The 19,495-nt window shown below is 61.8% G+C and carries 12 protein-coding genes and 2 pseudogenes; 1 reads left to right on the top strand and 13 read right to left on the bottom strand.

The window, feature by feature from the left end; translation table 11 throughout:
- Nucleotides 1-10: 10 nt before the first annotated feature.
- The 10 genes and pseudogenes from CAG02_RS02720 to CAG02_RS30150 all read right to left on the bottom strand — a co-directional run.
- Complete coding sequence (locus tag CAG02_RS02720; RefSeq protein ID WP_085708207.1) at nucleotides 11-2,785, bottom strand: malto-oligosyltrehalose synthase; 2,775 nt, start codon at nucleotides 2,783-2,785, stop codon at nucleotides 11-13.
- Nucleotides 2,782-4,860 carry a 4-alpha-glucanotransferase gene (gene malQ / locus CAG02_RS02715; RefSeq protein ID WP_085708206.1) on the bottom strand — a complete coding sequence of 693 codons (2,079 nt, stop codon included), beginning with the start codon at nucleotides 4,858-4,860 and terminating at the stop codon, nucleotides 2,782-2,784. The genes CAG02_RS02720 and malQ overlap by 4 nt, the downstream gene beginning before the upstream one ends.
- Nucleotides 4,857-6,659 carry a malto-oligosyltrehalose trehalohydrolase gene (treZ, locus tag CAG02_RS02710; RefSeq protein ID WP_085708205.1) on the bottom strand — a complete coding sequence of 601 codons (1,803 nt, stop codon included), beginning with the start codon at nucleotides 6,657-6,659 and terminating at the stop codon, nucleotides 4,857-4,859. The genes malQ and treZ overlap by 4 nt, the downstream gene beginning before the upstream one ends.
- 18 nt (nucleotides 6,660-6,677) lie before the next feature.
- Entirely contained in the window at nucleotides 6,678-8,264 is a 1,587-nt protein-coding gene (gene glgA, locus CAG02_RS02705) for a glycogen synthase GlgA (protein ID WP_085708204.1), read from the bottom strand.
- Between the two features lie 528 nt (nucleotides 8,265-8,792).
- A complete protein-coding gene (locus CAG02_RS02700) occupies nucleotides 8,793-9,746 on the bottom strand; it encodes a D-2-hydroxyacid dehydrogenase family protein (RefSeq protein ID WP_085708203.1) in 954 nt (317 codons plus the stop codon).
- Nucleotides 9,747-9,759: 13 nt separating this feature from the next.
- Nucleotides 9,760-10,785 (bottom strand): alpha/beta fold hydrolase, encoded by a 1,026-nt coding sequence (locus tag CAG02_RS02695; RefSeq protein ID WP_085708202.1) that lies wholly within the window; start codon nucleotides 10,783-10,785, stop codon nucleotides 9,760-9,762.
- 85 nt (nucleotides 10,786-10,870) lie between these two features.
- A complete protein-coding gene (locus tag CAG02_RS02690; RefSeq protein WP_085708201.1) occupies nucleotides 10,871-11,305 on the bottom strand; it encodes a YqaA family protein in 435 nt (144 codons plus the stop codon).
- On the bottom strand, nucleotides 11,305-11,751 hold the full coding sequence (locus tag CAG02_RS02685) for a DUF411 domain-containing protein (RefSeq protein ID WP_085708200.1): 447 nt from the start codon (nucleotides 11,749-11,751) through the stop codon (nucleotides 11,305-11,307). The genes CAG02_RS02690 and CAG02_RS02685 overlap by 1 nt, the downstream gene beginning before the upstream one ends.
- 157 nt (nucleotides 11,752-11,908) lie before the next feature.
- A pseudogene (locus tag CAG02_RS30155) lies at nucleotides 11,909-12,436 on the bottom strand (methyl-accepting chemotaxis protein); the annotation flags it as partial.
- A gap of 333 nt (nucleotides 12,437-12,769) precedes the next feature.
- A pseudogene (locus CAG02_RS30150) lies at nucleotides 12,770-13,900 on the bottom strand (cache domain-containing protein); the annotation flags it as partial.
- Between the two features lie 375 nt (nucleotides 13,901-14,275).
- Here CAG02_RS30150 and CAG02_RS02675 point away from each other — a divergent pair.
- A complete protein-coding gene (locus tag CAG02_RS02675) occupies nucleotides 14,276-14,812 on the top strand; it encodes a hypothetical protein (RefSeq protein WP_085708198.1) in 537 nt (178 codons plus the stop codon).
- 38 nt (nucleotides 14,813-14,850) lie between these two features.
- Here the strand turns inward: CAG02_RS02675 and CAG02_RS02670 are convergent, their stop codons facing one another.
- The 3 genes from CAG02_RS02670 to CAG02_RS02660 are packed head-to-tail and all read right to left on the bottom strand — an operon-like array spanning nucleotide 14,851 to nucleotide 19,494.
- Entirely contained in the window at nucleotides 14,851-15,771 is a 921-nt protein-coding gene (locus tag CAG02_RS02670) for a GNAT family N-acetyltransferase (protein ID WP_085708197.1), read from the bottom strand.
- Entirely contained in the window at nucleotides 15,771-17,060 is a 1,290-nt protein-coding gene (locus CAG02_RS02665) for a phenylacetate--CoA ligase family protein (RefSeq protein WP_085708196.1), read from the bottom strand. The genes CAG02_RS02670 and CAG02_RS02665 overlap by 1 nt, the downstream gene beginning before the upstream one ends.
- Nucleotides 17,044-19,494, bottom strand: a complete 2,451-nt coding sequence (locus tag CAG02_RS02660) for an acyl-CoA reductase (RefSeq protein WP_085708195.1) — start codon at nucleotides 19,492-19,494, stop codon at nucleotides 17,044-17,046. Before CAG02_RS02660 ends, CAG02_RS02665 begins: the two co-directional genes overlap by 17 nt.
- Nucleotide 19,495 lies beyond the last annotated feature (1 nt).

Below are 19,495 nucleotides of genomic sequence, written 5' to 3'. Positions count from 1 at the left end.
ACTCATGCTTCTAGAAGTGTTGGATAAACAGATTGACCGGGAAGTCCCCCAGCGCAGCGCTGACCTCCAGCTCCCTGTTTTTTGTGACTGCGGTGCTTGAAAAAAGTCCCTTCAGATTTTCGTCGGAGGCGGCGAACGGTAATTCCACCCGCGTATCGCCCCAACGCAGCGCATCGACCTGCGGGGCGGCACCGTTTTCCAGCAGGGTCGCGCAACGGATCGGCACGATGACGATGGCCCGTTTCCCCTCGTGCTCACGGGCAAACGCGAGCACGTTGTGCGCCTGGCTGCCCAGCACCTCGAGGGCCTGGTACGAACCTCGGCGAAACAGCTCGGTGTGTTCGGCGCGCAAGTTCAGTACTTGCGCGATCAATGCTTGCTTGATGCGCCCGTCGCGCCAGTTCGACAGCAGTTCCGCTACGGGCGCGGGTTTCACGGATTGCTCTCGCAAGTCGTAGTTCACCGGCCGGCGGTTGTCCGGATCCACCAGACTGAAATCCCAGTACTCGTTGCCCTGATACAGATCCGGCACGCCCGGCACGGTCATGTGCAGCAAGGTTTGCGCCAGACTGTTGAGGGCGCCGGCAGCAGCGATGCTGTTGACGCTCTTGGCCAGCGCCCCGCGCAGCAGTTCACCTTCAGGAGCCAGCAAAAGCTGCTCGGTGAATGACTGGGCGGCGTTTTCATAGGCTTCGTTCGGCGCACTCCAGCTGCTTTGCAGTTTGGCTTCGCGCAGGGCTTTCTGCTGCCATTGCCAGATGCGTCTGGCGTAGTCGGTGAATCCGCCCTGATCGTCGTTGTGCAGCTCCAGCGGCCAACTGCCGAGCAACGCTTGATAAAGGATCAATTCGTCAGCGGACGACGGCATCTGATCGTCATTACGCAGTGGCCGGGCGAGGGCGCGCCACAGCTCGACCTGTTCGGCGTACCAGTGGCTGCGCTCGCTGAGCACGGCTAGCCGTGCACGGGTGTCTTCGCCGCGCTTGTGGTCGTGTGTGGCGGTGGCCAGCAGGTTGTCGGGGAATGTCGCCAGACGTTGCTGGTTGGTCGCATGAAAGTCGCTGACCGGGGCGCTGAACTGTTCGGTGTTGTAGCCCACGTCATTGCGCGACAGCAGCACCGCCGAGCGATACAGCGCCGTGTCTTCCACGGCTTTGGCGGCAGCAGGCGAGGTGAGTTGCTGAAAGCGTACGCAGGCGTGGCGCAGGATCTTGCGCGAACGCCCACGGGGTTTGCGCCGCCACGGCTGGCCGCCGAGCCAACCGGCCACGGACTCGAGCACCGGCCAGTCGCTTTCGCTCAGTGTCTGCCGCGCACCTTCCATGGCCTGCTGGAAAAACACCTCGTCCTGCGCCGAGCGGCCCATCGCGCTGATGTAGGTGCGATACACCGGGAAGTGCACGATCAACGCCTGCAACACCCGGCGGATCGAGCCGAGCGTGAGGTCGCGGGTCATCAGGTCGTCCCGCGCCACTTGCAGCAGCGCCTGGGCAACGCTTTCGCAATCGCTGGCCAGCGAACCATTGAGAATCTGCTGACGCGCCAGCCTTGCTTCTTCGATGAATGCGGCGGGGCGCTCGGTGCGGCGCTGCCACAAGTCGCCGAGTACATGCTCGCCGGCCGGGTCGTGTTGCAGCAGTGACAGTTGATTCATGAACTCGTAACCGGTGCTGCCATCCACCGCCCAGTCGGTGCGCAGGGTTTCGCCGTCGCCGAGAATTTTCTCGACGTAGATCGGCAAGTGTCGCCCCGGTGCCAGAAAGTCGAGGCGTCGCCGCAGTTTGCGGCAGTAACCTCGTGGATCAGCGAGGCCGTCAATGTGGTCGATGCGCAAGCCGTCGATCAGGCCTTCTTCGATCAACTGGAAGATCTTGCGGTGGGTCGCCTCGAACACCGCTGGCCGCTCGACCCGCAGACCACCGAGTTCGTTGATGTCGAAGAAGCGCCGCCAGTTAATGTCGTCCGCTGCGGTGCGCCAACTGGCCAGGCGATAGCTTTGCCGTTCCAGCAGTTGATGCAGACGCTGGAAGCCCTCGTCGGTTTTCGAGTCGTAATGCGTCAAGTTGCGCTGGATGGCTTGCAGGATGTGCGGGTCGCTTGCCAGTTGCTGCAGCTCTTCCTTGAGCGGGATGGCCAGCGAGCGGGCATCGGTCTGGTAGCTGAGGCTGCTGAAACGATCGGCCAGTGACTTGAGTGCTTCGTTCGCCGGCTCGTTGGCTTTGAGCAGTTCGCCGTAATCGCCGGGGCAGATCGGGAAGTGATGCTCGTAATGCTCGACGTGAAAAGTCCCGGACTCGGCGTTGAACACCAGCGGCAGCGTGCCGTCCTGCAACGCAACACCGTAATCGCTGCCGAGGAACGGCAGCAACAACTGGCCTTCCATCAACGGATCAGGCGAGTGCCATTGAATATCGAAGAACTCGCCATAGGGACTGAGCCGGCCCCATTCCAGCAGATCGAGCCACCACGGATTGTCACCACCACCGACCGCCATGTGATTGGAGACGATGTCGAGGATCAGCCCCATGCCGTGTTCGCGCAGGGCCGCGACCAGCCGGCGCAAGGCTGGTTCGCCGCCGAGTTCCGGGTTGACCCGGGTCGGGTCGACTACGTCGTAGCCGTGCATGGAGCCGGCGCGGGCGGCGAGCAGCGGGGAGGCATAAACATGGCTGATGCCGAGGCGGGCAAAGTACGCCACCAACGGCACCGCCTCATCGAGGGTGAAACCCTTGTGAAACTGCAGACGCACCGTGGCGCGCAAGGTCAGGTTTTGCACTGCACTCATTGGTCACGCTCGGCGGCCTGAAGGCGGGCACAGGCGAGCAGTTCCAGACGCCGCGCGGCATCGACGCCATCGAGCAAGGTGTCACTGGTGCCCGGCAGGCGCCGCGACCAGTTCGGATGAGTGTCGATGGTGCCGGGCAAATTGGCCTGTTCGTCCAGGCCCAGCGCGTCCTCCAGCGGCAGCAACACCAGCGGCGCGCGGGTGTGGCCAAGGAAGCGGACACTGGCGTCGACCACCTGATCGGCCTCGTGGGACTCCTCGCGAAAGTTCTGCGGGTCCTGACTCAGGGCGTTGCGCAAACCGTCGCGTTCGCGCTCTCGGTAGCGGCGCCAGTCGATTTCGCCGTTGGCGTCGATCAGCCCGAGTCGGGCATTCCAGTCGATATCCCGGCCATGCCACCAGCCATTGAGCGTCGGCAGATCGTGGGTGCTGGTGGTGGCCAAAGCGTTGTCCGGCCAGTCGAGGATCGGCTTGAACCAAGTGTTGTCCTGTTCGAACAACAGCACGCGCATGCCGAGCATGGCCCGGGCGACCAGTTTTTCCCGCAGGCCATCGGGCACGGTGCCGAGGTCCTCGCCCAGCACGATCGCTTGATGGCGATGGGATTCGAGGGTCAGCAGACGCAGCAGGTCGTCCACCGGGTAATACAGGTACGCGCCGTCCGCCGGCGCTGCGCCGTTGGGAATCACCCACAGCCGTTGCAGGCCCATGACATGGTCGATGCGCAGGCCGCCGGCGTGGGCGAAGTTGGCGCGCAGCATGTCGATGAACGCCCGAAAACCATTGCGCACCAGACCTTCCGGGGAGAACGCCGAGATGCCCCAGCCCTGGCCGGAGCGATTGAGGATGTCGGGTGGCGCACCGACCGTCAGCGACGCCAGCAATTCGTCCTGAAAGCTCCAGGCCTGGCTGCCGGCACCGTCAGCACCCACCGCCAGATCGGCGATCAGGCCGATGCCCATGCCGGCGCTGCGGGCGGCGTTTTGCGCGCGCTCAAGACAGCGGTGGATCAACCACTGGCAAAACGCGAAGTAGCCGATGCGTTCGGCGTATTCCTCGGCAAACGCACTGAGTGCCGCGCCGCGTGGGTCGTGCCAGTGCTCGGGCCATTCGCGCCAGTCGAGGTTCTCGCCACGGGCGGCGCGCATTTCCTGGATGGCTTCGAAGCGGCAGTGATTTTCCAGCGCTTCGCCGCCCGCGTCGCGGTAACTGGAGAAATCCGCCTGCAACGGATGTTCACCACGGATGAAGCCTTCATACAGCGCTTGCAGGAGTTTTTGCTTGGCGTCGGCGGCGCTGGGCCAGTCGATCAGTTTCAGGTTCTCCAGTTGCTGGAACTGATCATTCAGACCTGCGGCGTCGATGGCATCGCGCAGGGCGCGCTCGCCGAGAATCGTCCCCGGCGCGGCATACAAGGAATTGAGGAACAGGCGGCTGGACGGCGAATAAGGGCTATAGCGACCGGTATCGGCGCTAAACATTGCATGCAACGGACTGATCGCCAGGGCGTCGGCCCCGCGTTCGCCGGCGCTGCGGGCCAGCTCCTCTAACGCTTGGGTGTCGCCGAAACCGCCGTCACCGGGGCGACGCAGGCTGTAAAGCTGCACGCTCAGGCCCCAGGCGCGGGGGATCGGGTTGTCCACGGCATCGCCCACGCTGTAGCAACGTTCGGGTGCCACGGCGAGGGTGAAATGTTGATCGGCGATATGGACTTGCTGATAGCCGACCGGAATTTCGCCGGGCAGCACCGCATCGGCATCGAGTTTGAGCGACAGCCGCGTGCCGTCCTCAAGATGAATCTCACAGGGGCTTTCGGGTTCGAAGTAACGCGCCAGGTCCAGGCCCACGCCGACATCGGCGGTCAGCAGCGGCGGCAATTGGCGGTCCTGTTGCACTTGTTGCAGTTCCAGCAGGCTGGCGTCAATTTCCTGGGCCGAGCCGGCCGGGTGACCGAGCCCGGTAAGGACATTGCGCAGCACCGCCGGGGCGACTTTTTGCTGACGGCCATTGGCGTCGATCCAGTCGACCGCGAGGCCGGCTCGGCTGGCGAGAATTTCCAGTTGCGCATCGCTCATAGGCGCTCTCCATCCAGGGGTGGCAAAGGGGTTGCGGCCGTGAGGCTGACGAGCGCGCAATACGGAGGCAGTTGCCCTTCATCCGTCAGGTCGGCAGCGGGCGGCTGGCGCAGCAGCCACACCGATTCGGCCTGTGGTGGGTTGACCACCGGGCTGTCGCCGAGGTTCAGGTCGATTCGCAGCTCGCTGCCATTCCCCAGACGCCAGCGCGCGCTGACGGCGCCAGGCCCCAGCACTTGAGCGCCGAGCGCCTGGGTACCGGGCAAGTGCGGAATGATGTGTTGGTGGCGCAACTGCAACAGCTGTCGATACAGCGCCAGGGTGGCTTGCTGTTTCGGCGTGCCGCTGCCGATCAGTCGCGGTTGCGAGGCGTGGAAGGTCTGCTCGGCGTTGGGATCGGGAATCTGCTCGCGGCGCTGTGGATCGGCAAACGCACTGAACGCGGCGAATTCGTTGCGCCGGCCTTCGCGCACCAACTTCGCGAGTTCGCCGTGGTGACTGGTGAAAAACAGAAAGGGTTGCTCGGCGGCAAACTCGTCGCCCATGAACATCAACGGAATCATCGGTGACAACAGCAACAACACGGTGGCGGCTTGCAGGGCGCGAGGATCGGCCAGTTGATGCAGGCGTTCGCCGAAGGCGCGGTTGCCGATCTGGTCGTGGTTCTGCAGGAACAGCACGAATGCGGTGGACGGTAGATGTTCGCTCGGCTCGCCACGGGGCGTGCCGTGGCGGGTCAGATGACCCTGAAACACAAAACCCTGGCTCAGGCAGCGAGCCAGTTGTTCGGTGGGATACTCGGCGTAGTCGGCGTAATAGGCATCGGTTTCACCGGTCAGCAGTACGTGCAGCGCGTTGTGGCCGTCGTCGTTCCACTGGGCATCGTAGGCGTCTTCCAGCAGGCTGGCCTGATTGTGTTCGTTCTCCACGGTCAGCCAGACATGCCGGGACGGATCGATCTGTTGCCGGATGCGTTGCGCCAGTTCTTGCAGGAAATCCGGGTCTTCGATGGCGTGCACCGCGTCCAGGCGCAGGCCATCGAAGCGGTATTCCAGCAGCCACATCAACGCATTTTCGACGAAGAAGTCCCGCACTTCGCAGCGACGGAAATCGATGGCCGCGCCCCAGGGCGTGTGTTTGTCTTCGCGAAAAAAGCCCTTGGCATAGCGGTGCAGATAGTTGCCATCAGGGCCAAAGTGGTTGTAGACCACGTCGAGAATCACCGCCAGGCCATAACCGTGGGCACTGTCGATCAGGTGTTTGAGCTGTTCCGGCGTGCCATAGGAAGCCTGCGGCGCAAAGTGCAGCACGCCGTCGTAGCCCCAGTTGCGCTCGCCGGGAAACTGCGCGATCGGCATCAGCTCGATGGCGGTGATGCCCAGCCCGGCCAGTCGCGCCAGATGTTGTTCGACTTCGGCAAAACCGCCGAGGGCGCCGACGTGCAGTTCGTAGATCACCGCTTCGTTCCATGGCCGGCCTTGCCATGTACTGTGCCGCCAGTGATAAGCGTGCGGATCGACCACCACGCTGTGACGGTCGAGGTCGCCGTCCTGCGCCCTGGAGGCCGGGTCGGGCACCTCCAGTTCGCCGTCGATGTTATAGCGGTAGCGACGGCCGGCGGGGCAGTGACTTTTGATCACAAACCAGCCATCGCCCTGCGGCAGCATCGGCAGGGACTGGCCATTGTCCAGCTCGACGCTGACGTAAAACGCATCCGGCGCCCACAACGCGAATTGCGTGTGGTCGGCATCCAGCATGATCGCGCCGTGGGGCCAGGTTTCAGGGGACCGTGACGGCATCGTTGAAAACCTCCCTGGTTATTTGTGGTGCGTTTTACCCAGCGCCTTGGCCACCAGTTGTTCGTAGAGTTCGGCGTAGGGTTCGACGGCCTGGCACCAGTTGAACGGTGCCGCCATCGCCCGGCAGCGCATGGCGTGCAGCAGGTCCGGAAAGGCAAATACCTTGAACGCGCGGCTCAGGGCCTCGCGGTAGCTGTCGGCCGTGGACTCGTTGAACAGGAACCCGGTGACGCCATTTTCGATGGTGTCGGCCAGCCCGCCGGTGTTGCGCGCCACCGGCAGCGAGCCGAAACGCTGGGCGTACATCTGGCTCAAGCCGCAAGGTTCGTAACGTGACGGCATCAGCAGGAAGTCGCTGCCGGCGAACATCCGTCGGGCGTCGGTTTCATTGAAGCCGATGCGCACGCCGATCTGGCCGGGGAAGCGCAGGGCCAGTTCGCGCATGGCCTGTTCTTCTTCGGGTTCGCCACGTCCGATGATCGCGATCTGGCCACCGTTCTGCACGATGTACTCGGAGACGGCTTCGGTCAGGTCCAGGCCTTTTTGATAGACCAACCGTGACACCACGGCAAACAGCGGGCCTTCGGAGTCTTTCAGGCCAAACAGCTCGCGCACATGGGCGGCGTTGATCGCTTTGCCTTCCCAGTCACCGATGGCGAACGGCGCAAACAGGTGCGGATCGGTGGCGGCGTCCCAGCTCTCGTCGATGCCGTTGGGAATGCCGCTGAGCAAGCCTTGCTGGGTCTTGGCGGCGAGAAAACCGTCCAGACCGCAGCCGAAATCCGGGGTGGTGATTTCCTGCGCATAGGTGGCGCTGACCGTGGTGATGTGGCTCGAATAGGCCATGCCGGCCTTGAGGAACGACATCTTGCCGTAGAACTCCATGCCTTCCTGTTGCAGGGCATGGGCGGGAATCCCGAGTTCCGGGCACGAACCGAGGCTGGTCACGCCTTGATAGGCGAGGTTGTGAATGGTGAACAGGGTCGGCGTGCGTTGTCCGCGCCAGTGCATGTAGGCAGGCGCCAGCCCGGCCGGCCAGTCGTGGGCGTGCACCAGATCCGGGCACCAGTGGATCTGGGCGAGGTTGGCGGCGATATCGGCGGCGGCCAGGCCCAGGCGGGCGAAGCGGATGTGGTTGTCCGGCCAGTCGCGACCGTTGTTGGCACCGTAAGGGCCGCCGTCGCGGGCGTAGAGTTCAGGGCAGATCAACACATAAATGACCAGACCGTCAGGCATGTCCATGCGCCCGATCTTGCAGGGCGGCAGCGCGGCATGGCCGCCCAGTTCACCGATGATATGAATCGGATTCTCGCTGTTCATCACTTGCGGGTAACCGGGGATCAGCACCCGGACATCATGCAGATGCGCCATCGCGCGGGGCAGGGCGGCAGAAACGTCACCAAGACCGCCGGTCTTCACCAGATCGGCGATTTCCGAGGTCACGAACAACACTTTCTTCTTGTTGGGATTCTGACTGGCTACCGGTGCCAGCGTCCTGGTGCCCGGGACGTTGATCGACCGGCTGCCGGGAACGCTCGCGGTGCTCGACTCGCCGACCGGCTGGTGAGCGCGCTCTCCCTGAATATCCAATGCCGCACTGATCATATGAATCTCCCGTTTTGTTGATCTGATTCTTGTCTTGAACAAGCGATGTCCATGGCCAAATCCTGTGGCCGGGCGCAAACGCGCCACGCATCGGTGAGCAAACGCTACCCAACACGCGCAAGCAGAATGGGTGAAGAGGCCGTTGCAAGGAATGAACCAGTCGCTTTGGCCCTGTCTTTCAGATGACCCGTCGCGATCAGCAAAAGTTTCGACAAAATTTCCGCGTTGTGACCGGTCGGTTTCGCCTCGCGAAAACCAGTCTAGGCCAGATCCTAGAGCGGGCCAGGGCAATCGGACGAATTGTTCGACAATGTGTTGCAGGGCCACGGAAACCGTGGCTTTGAGCGGGGCATCGCACCGACGAAGTGCATGTTTGAAGGGGCGGACGGTGCAAAACGGTGACCGGTCGGTCACGTTTTCGGGCGCAAGGATCGTGCGGATGCACTGTTGCGGTGCGGACAGTTGTGTTGGTGTGCGGGCAGCGGATGCTGCTTCGCGGGCATGGGCTGTCCGCGAAGCAGGCGTGGATCAATTCAGCAGACGGATCGGTTCTCCCGCAGACCACGCCTGAATGTCCTCGATCATCTGCGAAAAGAATTGTTCGTAGTTCTGTCGGCTGACATACCCGACATGAGGTGTGGCCAGCACATTGTCCAGTGTGCGAAACGGGTGCAGTGCCGGCAGCGGTTCTTCATCAAATACATCCAGCGCCGCACCACCGATGCGCTGTTTCTGCAAAGCCTTGATCAGCGCCGCTTCGTCGACAATCGGCCCGCGCGCCGTGTTGACCAGCAGAGCGGTGGGTTTCATCCAGTCCAGCGCCCGGGCATCGACCAATCCACGGCTGCGGTCGCTGAGCACCAGATGCACCGACAGCACGTCGGCCTGTTCGAACAATTGCTGCTTGCTGACATAGGTGACGCCGGCCTGTTCGGCGCGCTCGGCGGTGAGGTTTTCACTCCAGGCAATGACGCGCATGCCGAACACCTGACCGAATTGCGCGACCCGTTGGCCGATGCTGCCGAGCCCGAGAATGCCCAGGGTCTTGCCATGCAGGTCACCACCCAGTCCCTGCTGCCACTGGCCGGCGCGCAAGGCGTTGGCTTCGTTCACCAGATTGCGGGTGGCGGCCATGATCAGCGCCCAGGTCAGTTCCGGTGCGGCATGTTTGTAGCTGTCGGTGCCGCAGACCTTGATCCCGAGGCGGGCGGCGGCGGGCATGTCGAGCGCCGCGTTGCGCATGCCGCCGGTGACCAGCAATTTGAGGTTCGGCAAACGCTTGAGCAGGTCTTCATCGAAGCGCGTGCGTTCGCGCATCACGCAAATCACCTCGAACCGGCCCAGTCGTTCGGCCAGCGTGGCGTTGTCCGCCGGGTACTCATGGACAAAGGTCACTTCGCCGAGACTGTTCAGCACCGACCAGTCGACCACGTCCCGCGCCACGTCCTGCCAGTCATCGATCACTGCAATCTGCACCGCCATCAGCCTTGACTCCTTAACGAACTGGATTGGTTTTGTTCAGCCAGCCGAGCAGCGCCTGGTGGAACTGCGCCGGTTCTTCCATCTGCGGGGCGTGGCCCAGGCCGGGGAATTCCACCAGCGTGGACTGGGGAATCAGCTTGGCGACCTGCTTGCCCAGCACCTCGTAGTGGCCGATTTTCGCTTTCACCTCGGGTGGCGCAATGTCCTTGCCGATGGCTGTAGTGTCGGAAGTACCGATCAGCAGCAGGGTCGGCATCTTCAGGTCCTTGAACTCGTAGTACACCGGCTGGGTGAAGATCATGTCGTAGATCAGCGCGGAGTTCCATGCGACCTGAGTCTTGCCCGGGCCGTTGCTCAGGCCGGCAAGCATGTCCACCCAGCGGTCGAATTCAGGTTTCCAGCGACCGTCGTAATAGGTGCTGCGCTCATAGTCACGGATACCCTGAGCAGTGACCTTCAGTTCGCGCTGATACCACTGGTCCACGCTGCGATACGACACGCCGAGGGCTTTCCAGTCTTCCAGGCCGATCGGGTTGACCAGCGCCAATTGCTCGACCTGATCCGGGTATTGCAGGGCATAGCGGGTGGCCAGCATGCCGCCGGTGGAGTGGCCGAGGAGAGTGGCTTTCTGGATGCCCAGCGCCTTGAGCAATTGCTGGGTGTTGGCCGCCAGTTGCTGGAACGTGTACTGGTAATGATCGGGTTTGCTGGAGGTACAGAAACCGATCTGATCCGGGGCGACCACCCGGTAACCGGCCTCGCTCAGAGCCTGGATCGAACTGTCCCAGGTCGCGCCGCAAAAATTCTTGCCGTGCATCAGCACCACGGTGCGTCCGTTGGCCTTGCCGTGGGCGGCGACGTCCATGTAACCCATTTGCAGAGACTGGCCTTGGGACTGAAAGGCAAAGTGTTTGAGGGTGTAGGGATAATCGAAACCCTGCAATTCCGGGCCATATTGCGGGCCTTCGGCGTGAGCCAGCAGGGGCAGGGCAGCGGTCAGCAGCAGGCCGGGCAGCCAGCGGTTCAGCGACACAGACATGGGACAACTCCACAGGAAATCGGCCGATGCTGGAACGGCCGGATTAGGGCGACGTTAAACACAGGCAATGCCCGCGCGTGATCGTTCAACCGAGCCAGCCCAGGGTGAGCATGGCCAGCACGCCGTAACGGGCGCCTTTGGCCAGGGTGACGATCAACAGGAATCGCCCGAGCGGTTCGCGCATGACCCCGGCGATCAGTGTCAGGGGATCGCCGATGACCGGCAGCCAGCTGAGCAGCAGCGACCAGTGTCCATAACGTTGATAGTGAACACGGGCGCGCTCCATGTGCTTCGGGCTGACGGGAAACCAGCGTCGATCCTGAAACCGCTCCAGTCCACGTCCCAGCCACCAGTTCACCAGCGAGCCGAGGACATTGCCCAGCGTCGCCACTGCCAACAGTCCCCACAACCAATAGCGATCGCTGACCAGCAACCCGACCAGCACGGCTTCCGATTGCAGCGGCAGCAGTGTGGCCGCGCCAAACGCGGCGAAGAACAGCCCGATGTAACCCGCTGTCATCAATGGGCCGGGTAATCCGCCACCACCACGTCGGCACCGTCCTTCTTCAGGCCGATCACTTGATAGGCATCGCTCATGCCATCCATTTCCATGCCCGGCGAGCCCATCGGCATGCCCGGCGCGGCCACGCCAAGCAGATGGTCACGTTTGCTCAGGGCCAGCACCTGTTCCGCCGGGACATGGCCTTCGACGAATTTGCCGTTGATGATTGCCGTGTGGCAGGACGCGAGGCGTGGTGGCACTCCGTGTTGTTGCTTGAAGCGGCTCATGTCCGCTTCGACATGATCTTCGACCTTGAAGCCGTTGGCTTCCAGATGGCTGATCCACTTCTTGCAGCAGCCGCAGTTGGCGTCGCGATGGACTTCGATCGGAATGAGGTCGGCGGCTTGCGCCAGGGAGGAAAGGAGCAGGGCGCTCAGGGCGGCCAGACGCACAGGGTTTTTCATGCAGGATTCTCGACTCGGGTGACGGTCAAAAAGAACGCATTTTGACCGGTTTTTCCGACCGGGCATCAACGGAGTGTTTCCAGTTGATACAAGGCAGGCTGTCAGCATGATCGTAGATCAAAGCTGACAGCCTCCTGAGCGCGAGATGACAAGTTTGTCAGCTGACCTTGAACCGACCCATGATTGCGCTCACCCGACCGTTGGCCTCCAGGAGCTGGCGGGTATTGGTTTCACTGGCATGACCGCTTTGTACCAGCTCATCCACCATGTGGCGGATCTGCACCATGCTGCGGTTGATCTCCTCGGTAACGGCGCTCTGCTGTTCGGCGGCGGTGGCGATCTGGGCGCTGAGGCTGTTGATATGGCTGACGGAACCGGCCATGTCATCGAGTCCGGTGGTGACGCGTGCGGTGGCGTCGGCAGCCGACTGGCAACTGGCCTGTGTGTTTTCCATGGCGCTGACCGACGAGCTCACGCCTTGGGTCAGGCGGGCCAGCATTTCGTTGATTTCCGAGGTGCTGGCCTGGGTCCGGGCGGCGAGGGCGCGCACCTCGTCGGCAACCACGGCAAAACCGCGACCCTGTTCACCGGCCCGGGCGGCTTCGATGGCGGCGTTCAGTGCCAGCAGGTTGGTCTGGCCGGCGATGGCGCCGATCACACCGAGGATTTCGGTGATGCGCTGGGCGTCCTGCTGCATGTTTTCGACTTTGTGGGTGGCGCTGGCCACTTCATCGATCAGCGCGACGACGCTGCTGGTCGCTTCACCCACCACGACCCGAGAGCGGTCGGCATTTTCGTTGGCCCGTTGGGTAAACGCAGCGGTTTCGGCAGCATTCTGCGCGACGCTTTCAGCGGTCGAGCTCATCTCGTTGATCGCGGTGACAGTCTGGTCGGTTTCCGAGGCATGGCGCAGCAGGATCTGGCTGGTGTGCGCCGAGGTGCGTTGCAGGTTGTCGAGGCTGGATGCCATGGCGCCGGTGGCCTGGGTGACTTCGCCGATCATGTTCTGCAGATAGGCGATGAACGTATTGACCGAGTGACCGATCGCGCCGAGCTCGTCTTCGGCGCGGATGGTGATGCGACGGGTCAGGTCGGCATCGCCGCTGGACAGCGAATCGATGTTGGCCTTGAGCGCTTTCATGCGCGTAACCAGTTGGCGAATCGCGTAGACCTGCAGCAGCACCAGCAGGATCACCAGCGGAATCTGCAACAGGCTGAGGCTGCTGAGTACGTCATCACGTTGCGCGGTGAGCATTTTGGTCGGCAGTGCAGTGGCGAGGAACCACGGCGTGCCTTCGATCGGGCGCATGAAGAAGGTGCTGGCTACGCCGTTGTTGTCGAACTCGACGCGCTGGGCCTGATCACGTTGTTGCAGGCCAGCCTTTACCTGACTGGCGAACGGTGAACTGCCGACCAGTTCGCTGATGTTTTTCAGCACGATCGGGCCATTGATGCGCGAGCTGTTGCTGATGATCTTGCCGTCGGCCTCGACGATCAGCATTTCGGCGTTGAGGTCTTTTTCCTTGCGCGCCACCAGGTCGTTGAAGAAGCCCAGGGTCACGTCGATGGTCGATACGCCCCAGGTCGTGCCGTTTTTCTGGATGGCCATGGCGCAGTTGGTGCGCGGCTCGGCACTGGCATCATCTTTATAGGCGGCGGCCCAGGCGCATTGGCCACGCGGAGTCTGCAGGCCGCCCTTGTACCAGCTCTGGTCGTAGTAATTGGGCGCTGCGTCGCTGTTCCAGAAAGTGTTCACGGCGAGTTTGCCGGAACTGTCACGGTGCCAGAAGGTGCTGAACTTGTTGCGACCCGACTCACGCTGGCCGGGCAGTGGCCAGATACCGCCGCCGAACACCTTCAGTTCACCGTACTGGTCCACCAGCCCCGGCAGCACCGTATCGATGGCGGCGCTGTCGAGCAGCGGGATGGTCTGGGTGATGCTGCGCTGCTGGGATTGAACCTTGTTCAGTTCGCCCTGGATCTGTTCGGCGACTTCGGCGATTCGGTTGAGCACCACTTGCTCTTCGGTATGCCGCAGCTTGGGGGCGACCAGTTGGCTGATACCCACCACGGTCAGGACCGACAGCAACAGGATGAACAGAACCAGAAACAACGTATAGCGAGCCTGAATGGTACGGAATGCGGGCATGGAGACCGGTCCTTCGTTTCTTGTTAGGGGCAAGGAGCAAAACAGTAGGGGTATCCCTTACGTATCGTCGTTGCGAGAGGAAGCTTTAGGTACTCACGTACTAAAAAGTGTTGAAACGAAGATCGGCAAGTAACAGGCTCGACACATTCAAACTAACCAGCCCGTTCGTTAGAGTAAAAAGTCGAATCAAGCCAGGCTCTTTAAAAGGCTCAAGGCCAGCGCCTGCGGGGCTTCTGCCTGTTTGTATCGAGAATGTACGAAATTTGTAAAAAAGTGAAAAACAGATTGGTGCCATCGGTTTGCCGGCCGATACTCCGGGCAATTCAAGACGTTCCACAAGGATATTTTCATGTTCTTTCCGCAAGGAGCACGCTCATGACCGTTGGTTATACCGGCGCCTGGCAGCCCAAGGCAGGTTTGTTGGTCCGCGATAATTCGCCATCGAGCAAACCGGTTTCACAAAGTGTGAAGGTCAAGCAGATGCTGGCGAAAGTCGGCAACGATCCGACCGTACTCAACACCCGGGAGATGGATAAGCAGGGGATTCACAAGAGCGTCAAGGGTTTCGACCCGGAAAACGTGACGCCCAAGCAACTGGGTAAACTGACTGACTTCCTGCGCAGTCGGGGACTCATTACGGATATCACGGCGATGACACTGCTCAATGCCGGTGACAAGTTCGATCGTTTCGGCATTCAGAAAGACCCGGACACCAAGTTCAACGCACTGGAATATTTCGCCACACAACTGGACACCATTCAGAACAACAATCTCAAGGGCAACAAGTACGCCAACGGGTTGATTCCCGAGTACAAGAAAGCCATTTACGTACTGCAGAACCTGAAAGTCTACGGGCAGGGTGGTGATCGTCCGCCTCCGCCGACCGACAAAGGTGTCAGCGCCAAGGCATGACCCAGCAACGAAAAGCCCCCGATAAAGGGGGCTTTTCGTTAGTGCGCCACGCTCGCCATTTTCAATTGCAGGTCATCGTGCAGCCGCTGCATCTGCGGGCAAATCAACTTCAGCGAGGGTGGTTTTGCGCCGCGATGAAACAACGCCAGCCATCCTGCACCTCGTTCATCTGGCGCCAGTCCGCTGAACACGAAACCCGCCGTCGTCAACGCGTGCCACGCGCTGTCAAACCCCTGCGCCAGCCTCAACCGGATTGAAATGAGCCAATGCGCCGGCAGTTCCTGCAACTGCCTGAGCAAACAGCCATCCAGCGCCCTGAAAGTCCCTTCATAACGATCCCATCGCTGTTCAAGATGCGCCGGTTCGCCCACCCATGGCGCAGCCTTTTCCTGCGTCCCGAACACACTGCACATCTGCAGCATGAAGTCCCGACAGCTGTCGGGCCATGCCAGTGCCGGTAGCGGCCGCCGGTTTCCATCAATGGGAAGGTAACCGATGACGAGCGACTCCCGTGCCGAGGCGTCATGCGGAGACGGGACACCGTCGGGCAGCCATCCCGTATTGTGAAAGCCGAGGCGGGCTGCCATGCGCTGTGTGTAGGGGTGGCAGGTCACCTGTTTGATCGTCACACCCCGCAATCCCAGCGTCCGGGCATCGATCAACAGCTGCCGCCCCAGCCGGGTGGCAATATTCTGGCCGCGGGTTTCGGAGGCAACCACGCTGAGCGCCAGTTCGGCGACAGACGAATCTTCGGCGTGAAGCAATGTCGCGCTCCCCAACACTTGATCTCCGTTCACCGCCACCCGTGAATGCCAGCGGCCTTGCGCATGGTTGCGGTCAATCATGCAGGGCAGATAAACGTGGGACTGGGCGTAGAGGTCGCCATAGATCTTGCGAAACAGCCTGCTCACGGCTTTTGCGTCGCCGTTGCGGTAGTTCCGCAGCGTTACGCGCTCCATCAGCGAAGCTCCGCACGGGGACTGTTGTAGACACGCAGGTCCAGCACGCGCTGGCGCTTGCCGGAGCGTGGGTGGCGTGAAAGGTCCTGAACGGTGCAACAGTCAATCTGTAAATCCAGCAGATGATCGGCGTTCAATTGCGAAATCAACGGATAGCGCTCGATCAATGCGCTGCGCAGCATCCGCTCTGATTCCGCCGACGCGGGTCGCACAGCATCCGGAGCCCACTTCAGGGTGAGGATGTCCTTTGTCCCGGTCTGCTCGATCACCAGTTGCCAGTCGTCACTGCGGGTAATGCGTTGTACGGCATTGCCAATTTCATCAGGCAGTAACGTCAGAATGCCCACCCGGACTCGCTGGCTGTCGGCGCAACGGCCCATCAATGCGAATTTGCGTGCGGGGGTTTGCGCAACCTCTCGCCAGCAGGCGCGGTCGCCGACCGGGTAGCGAATCAACGGCATCAACCGCCGGGTGAGATTGGTCATCACCAGACGTCCGGTGCGATCGCATTCCTCGATCACTTCGCCGGTCTGCTCGTCGAGGATTTCCAGCACGCTGTGGCCCTGCGTCATTCGATGTTCACCCAATGCGCAGTCGAAATGGCTGGCGCCGATGAAGCCGGCGTCGACACTGGCGTAACCCATGGAGGCAACCCGCACATTGGGGAATACCCGACCGAGCAGTTGCAACTGCGCCGGGAACAGGCTTTCACCTGCATAGAGCAGGGATTCGACGCACTCCAGCCGCCGTCCCTGGCGCTCCAGCCATGCGGCAAAGGACAGCAAATGCGCGGGTAAACCTGTCAGCGCATTGATCCGGTGCCGGAAAATCGCCTCTGCCAGGACGGCCGGATCGACGTGGCCGGTGAAAGGAAACTCCACGATGCCCGGCTGTACATGGGCCAGGGCATCGTGGGTGAAGATGAAACTGGCATACAGATCGCCGACGAAAAACAGGTTGGCGACCCGGTCACCCTTGTTCAACCGACCCTTGAGGCTGCCTGCGAAATCTTCCACCAGCGTTTGCCATTCACAGCGCCCGAAAACCGACAATTTGCCATCGCCGGTCGTCCCGCCGGTCTTGAAGACCAATGCGTTATCCAGGCCTGCGGTCAGCACCGGCCAGTGGTCGAGGTCGTGGCTACCTTTCCAGTAGTGCGCAGGCTCAATGACCGGCAGTTCGGAGAGCGACGTTATCTGCTCGGGCACCTCGCTGAAGTGGCTGGCGTAAAAGCTTGAATGCTGACGCGCAAAAGCCACCAGCTCTTGCCAATCAGTTACTGGCTTCATGGTGTGCTCCTTGCAGAACGGAGGACGCGCGAACTCTCCGGTTATCGATCAGCAGCGGCGTCTTGCCGCTGTGTTTGTTTCGGGTGAAACCGTCGATGGCGCACATTTGTGCCTCTACCGTCAGCAGCCCGGTCTGCACGAGGGTGGCCAGCGTCGCATAGCCCAGCAATCGTTCATGCACCTCGCGGGGTTCGAGCGGACTTCTGAATTTCATGCATTCGAGTCCGTCGGGGGCATGTTCGAGGATCACCTGGAATTCGCTCTGCAGGTGCTGCGCCAGCTCTGACAGACAGATGAAATCGGTGCCGATGCGCACCAGCCTGCCATGGCGCTGAAGCAATTCGAAACGGGGCGTCGTCAGGCCGCAGCCACACTGTCCGGGCACCCAGCGACCGCTGTCGCCGACGTCATAACGCTGCACGTTCTGACCTTGCCGTTCGATGGAGGTGAACACCAGGCGACCGGTTTCGGTGTCATGGACAGGACGATCGGCCTCGAACGCGACAATTTCCAGGTGCTGGATATCGCTCAAAAGATGAAACACACCGTCGCCGGTGGCTGAGCACGCGTGACCGAGCGGGCCAGCATCGACACTGCCGTAGATCGCCGAGCGGATCAGGCTGACGCCGCAATCCTGCAGCAAATGGCGGCTCTGTTCGCCGAGGTGCTCGCCGCCCACAAATACTTTTTCGACCCCGCCATAGGCGCGCAGACGCATTTGTTCGTTGAGGAACAAGCGGTGCAGGGTGCTTGGCATGCCGATCAGCGTGTTTACCCGCTGATCGACGATCAATTGTGCAATCTCCCGGTAATCATCATCGGCCGGGGCACCCATCGGCAGGTGTGTAACGTCCAGTTGCTCCAGTACTTTGGAAAAGCTGAAAAAACCGCCATACAGACCGCCGCTGAAAAACAGGTTCATCACCCGGTCCCGGCCCGGATCGAGTCCGGCGGCGAACAGACCGTCGGCCGTAGCGCGCATCTGCCGGTGGAAATCGCGATAACTGAAACCCGATAGCGCCGGCACGCCGCTGCTGCCGCCGGAGCGGAAATACAGCTGGGCCGTCGGGTTGATCGGGCGAGCGATGAAATCTTCCTTGCTCATGATCGGCAGGTTCGTCAGGCAGGGCGCAGTGGGTGCGCCGTCGAGCGAAGCATGGGAGGGCAGCTGTGTCGGTGACAGACTTACCGAGACTCGCCGGCTCAGGCGCTGCAAGGCATAGACACCGTCATGGGGTTCGCCTTCGTAGCCATCGTGAATCGCCGACACCGGAGCAATCCGGGTGACACCGGCGGCGATCAGGATCCGTGAAAGCGCTGCAATCTGCCGTTCCGGGCAGATCAGCGCGCAGCTTTGCAGCACGTTTCGCCATGGCAGCAACGTCTCGATCGACCGTGCGTGCGGCATTGGCTTGAGCAGCAGGCTGCGAAACAACGGTGAAGGCTGCAATGACTGGTCGTGGGTCCAGATCACCCGCCAGCCCGGTGTTGCCCAGACCTCGCCGGCCACCTCGGTGAAGCTGTGTGCGAGCCGGGCCATGGCCGTATCGGTGGTGATTTGCGAGGCTTCCTGAAGGGTTGGCGGCAACGGTGGCCATTGCCCCGCACGGCGTTCGAATGCTTCGCACAGGCTTAAACCGATATCGCGCAGTACGGCCGGGTCGTCGCTGTCCACCAGCAACCATTGCGGGCTGGAGCAGGCTTGCTGATCGAGTCGGCAGACCTCATCCACCACGTCATCCAGTATCTGTGGCGAGACGGCGTCCGGGGTCAGATAAACGAAGCTGATGCGATGTCCCCAATCGATCCAGCGGCACCCGGCGGGAATCTGCTCGCGGATCGCTTGCAAGGCCGACTCGCCACCCCAGGCCGAGACGCCGTTGGCCCATCGGCACAACTGGCCGATTTGTGCGGTGGTCGCCGGAACGACAGCGACGTGCCCGGCCAGTTGGCCACTGGGGTCGCATTGCGTCAGCGCATGGAGCAATTGCGCGGTCAGGCCGTCGTCGCTGCTGCTGGGGCGCAGCCAGTTGACGTTGCCGGCCAGCAGGCTCTCGATTACCGCACAGAACGCCAGCAGTGTCGCGTTGCCGGGGGTGATGTGAACCACCAGGCCCAACGGGCTCCAGCGCTCGAAGCGCGGCTGGCGATAATCGGGGCGGCGCAGCGCAGCGGGTTGATCGCCCAGCTCACGTTCGAGTTTGCGCAATAGCCCTTGCGGTTGGCAGAACTCGATCAGCGACTGGCGTTGTCCGGCGTCGAGTGGCAGGGCCAGCGTACTGTCGCCCAGCCGGACGGCAAACGCGGCCGCTGCCTGGATGACTGTCCCGCTGTGCAAGGGCAGGTTCAGGTGAAATGGCAGCGTCTGGCGCAGTTGATCCAGCGCGGCATCAAGGCTGAATTCATCGTGAAGTTGTCCATTGATCAGGTACATA

Source organism: Pseudomonas sp. R43(2017) (genome assembly GCF_002112345.1).
GTDB classification, from domain to species: Bacteria; Pseudomonadota; Gammaproteobacteria; order Pseudomonadales; family Pseudomonadaceae; genus Aquipseudomonas; species Aquipseudomonas kribbensis.
Note: the sequence above shows the minus strand (reverse complement) of the source record. Positions and strands in the feature narration are given on the sequence as shown.

What these genes read in the sequence shown, in the direction of transcription:
- CAG02_RS02720 (WP_085708207.1), bottom strand. Translation starts at nt 2,785, where the DNA reads ATGAGTGCAGTGCAAAACCTGACCTTGCGCGCCACGGTGCGTCTGCAG.
- malQ (WP_085708206.1), bottom strand. Translation starts at nt 4,860, where the DNA reads ATGAGCGATGCGCAACTGGAAATTCTCGCCAGCCGAGCCGGCCTCGCG.
- treZ (WP_085708205.1), bottom strand. Translation starts at nt 6,659, where the DNA reads ATGCCGTCACGGTCCCCTGAAACCTGGCCCCACGGCGCGATCATGCTG.
- glgA (WP_085708204.1), bottom strand. Translation starts at nt 8,264, where the DNA reads ATGATCAGTGCGGCATTGGATATTCAGGGAGAGCGCGCTCACCAGCCG.
- CAG02_RS02700 (WP_085708203.1), bottom strand. Translation starts at nt 9,746, where the DNA reads ATGGCGGTGCAGATTGCAGTGATCGATGACTGGCAGGACGTGGCGCGG.
- CAG02_RS02695 (WP_085708202.1), bottom strand. Translation starts at nt 10,785, where the DNA reads ATGTCTGTGTCGCTGAACCGCTGGCTGCCCGGCCTGCTGCTGACCGCT.
- CAG02_RS02690 (WP_085708201.1), bottom strand. Translation starts at nt 11,305, where the DNA reads ATGACAGCGGGTTACATCGGGCTGTTCTTCGCCGCGTTTGGCGCGGCC.
- CAG02_RS02685 (WP_085708200.1), bottom strand. Translation starts at nt 11,751, where the DNA reads ATGAAAAACCCTGTGCGTCTGGCCGCCCTGAGCGCCCTGCTCCTTTCC.
- CAG02_RS02675 (WP_085708198.1), top strand. Translation starts at nt 14,276, where the DNA reads ATGACCGTTGGTTATACCGGCGCCTGGCAGCCCAAGGCAGGTTTGTTG.
- CAG02_RS02670 (WP_085708197.1), bottom strand. Translation starts at nt 15,771, where the DNA reads ATGGAGCGCGTAACGCTGCGGAACTACCGCAACGGCGACGCAAAAGCC.
- CAG02_RS02665 (WP_085708196.1), bottom strand. Translation starts at nt 17,060, where the DNA reads ATGAAGCCAGTAACTGATTGGCAAGAGCTGGTGGCTTTTGCGCGTCAG.
- CAG02_RS02660 (WP_085708195.1), bottom strand. Translation starts at nt 19,494, where the DNA reads ATGTACCTGATCAATGGACAACTTCACGATGAATTCAGCCTTGATGCC.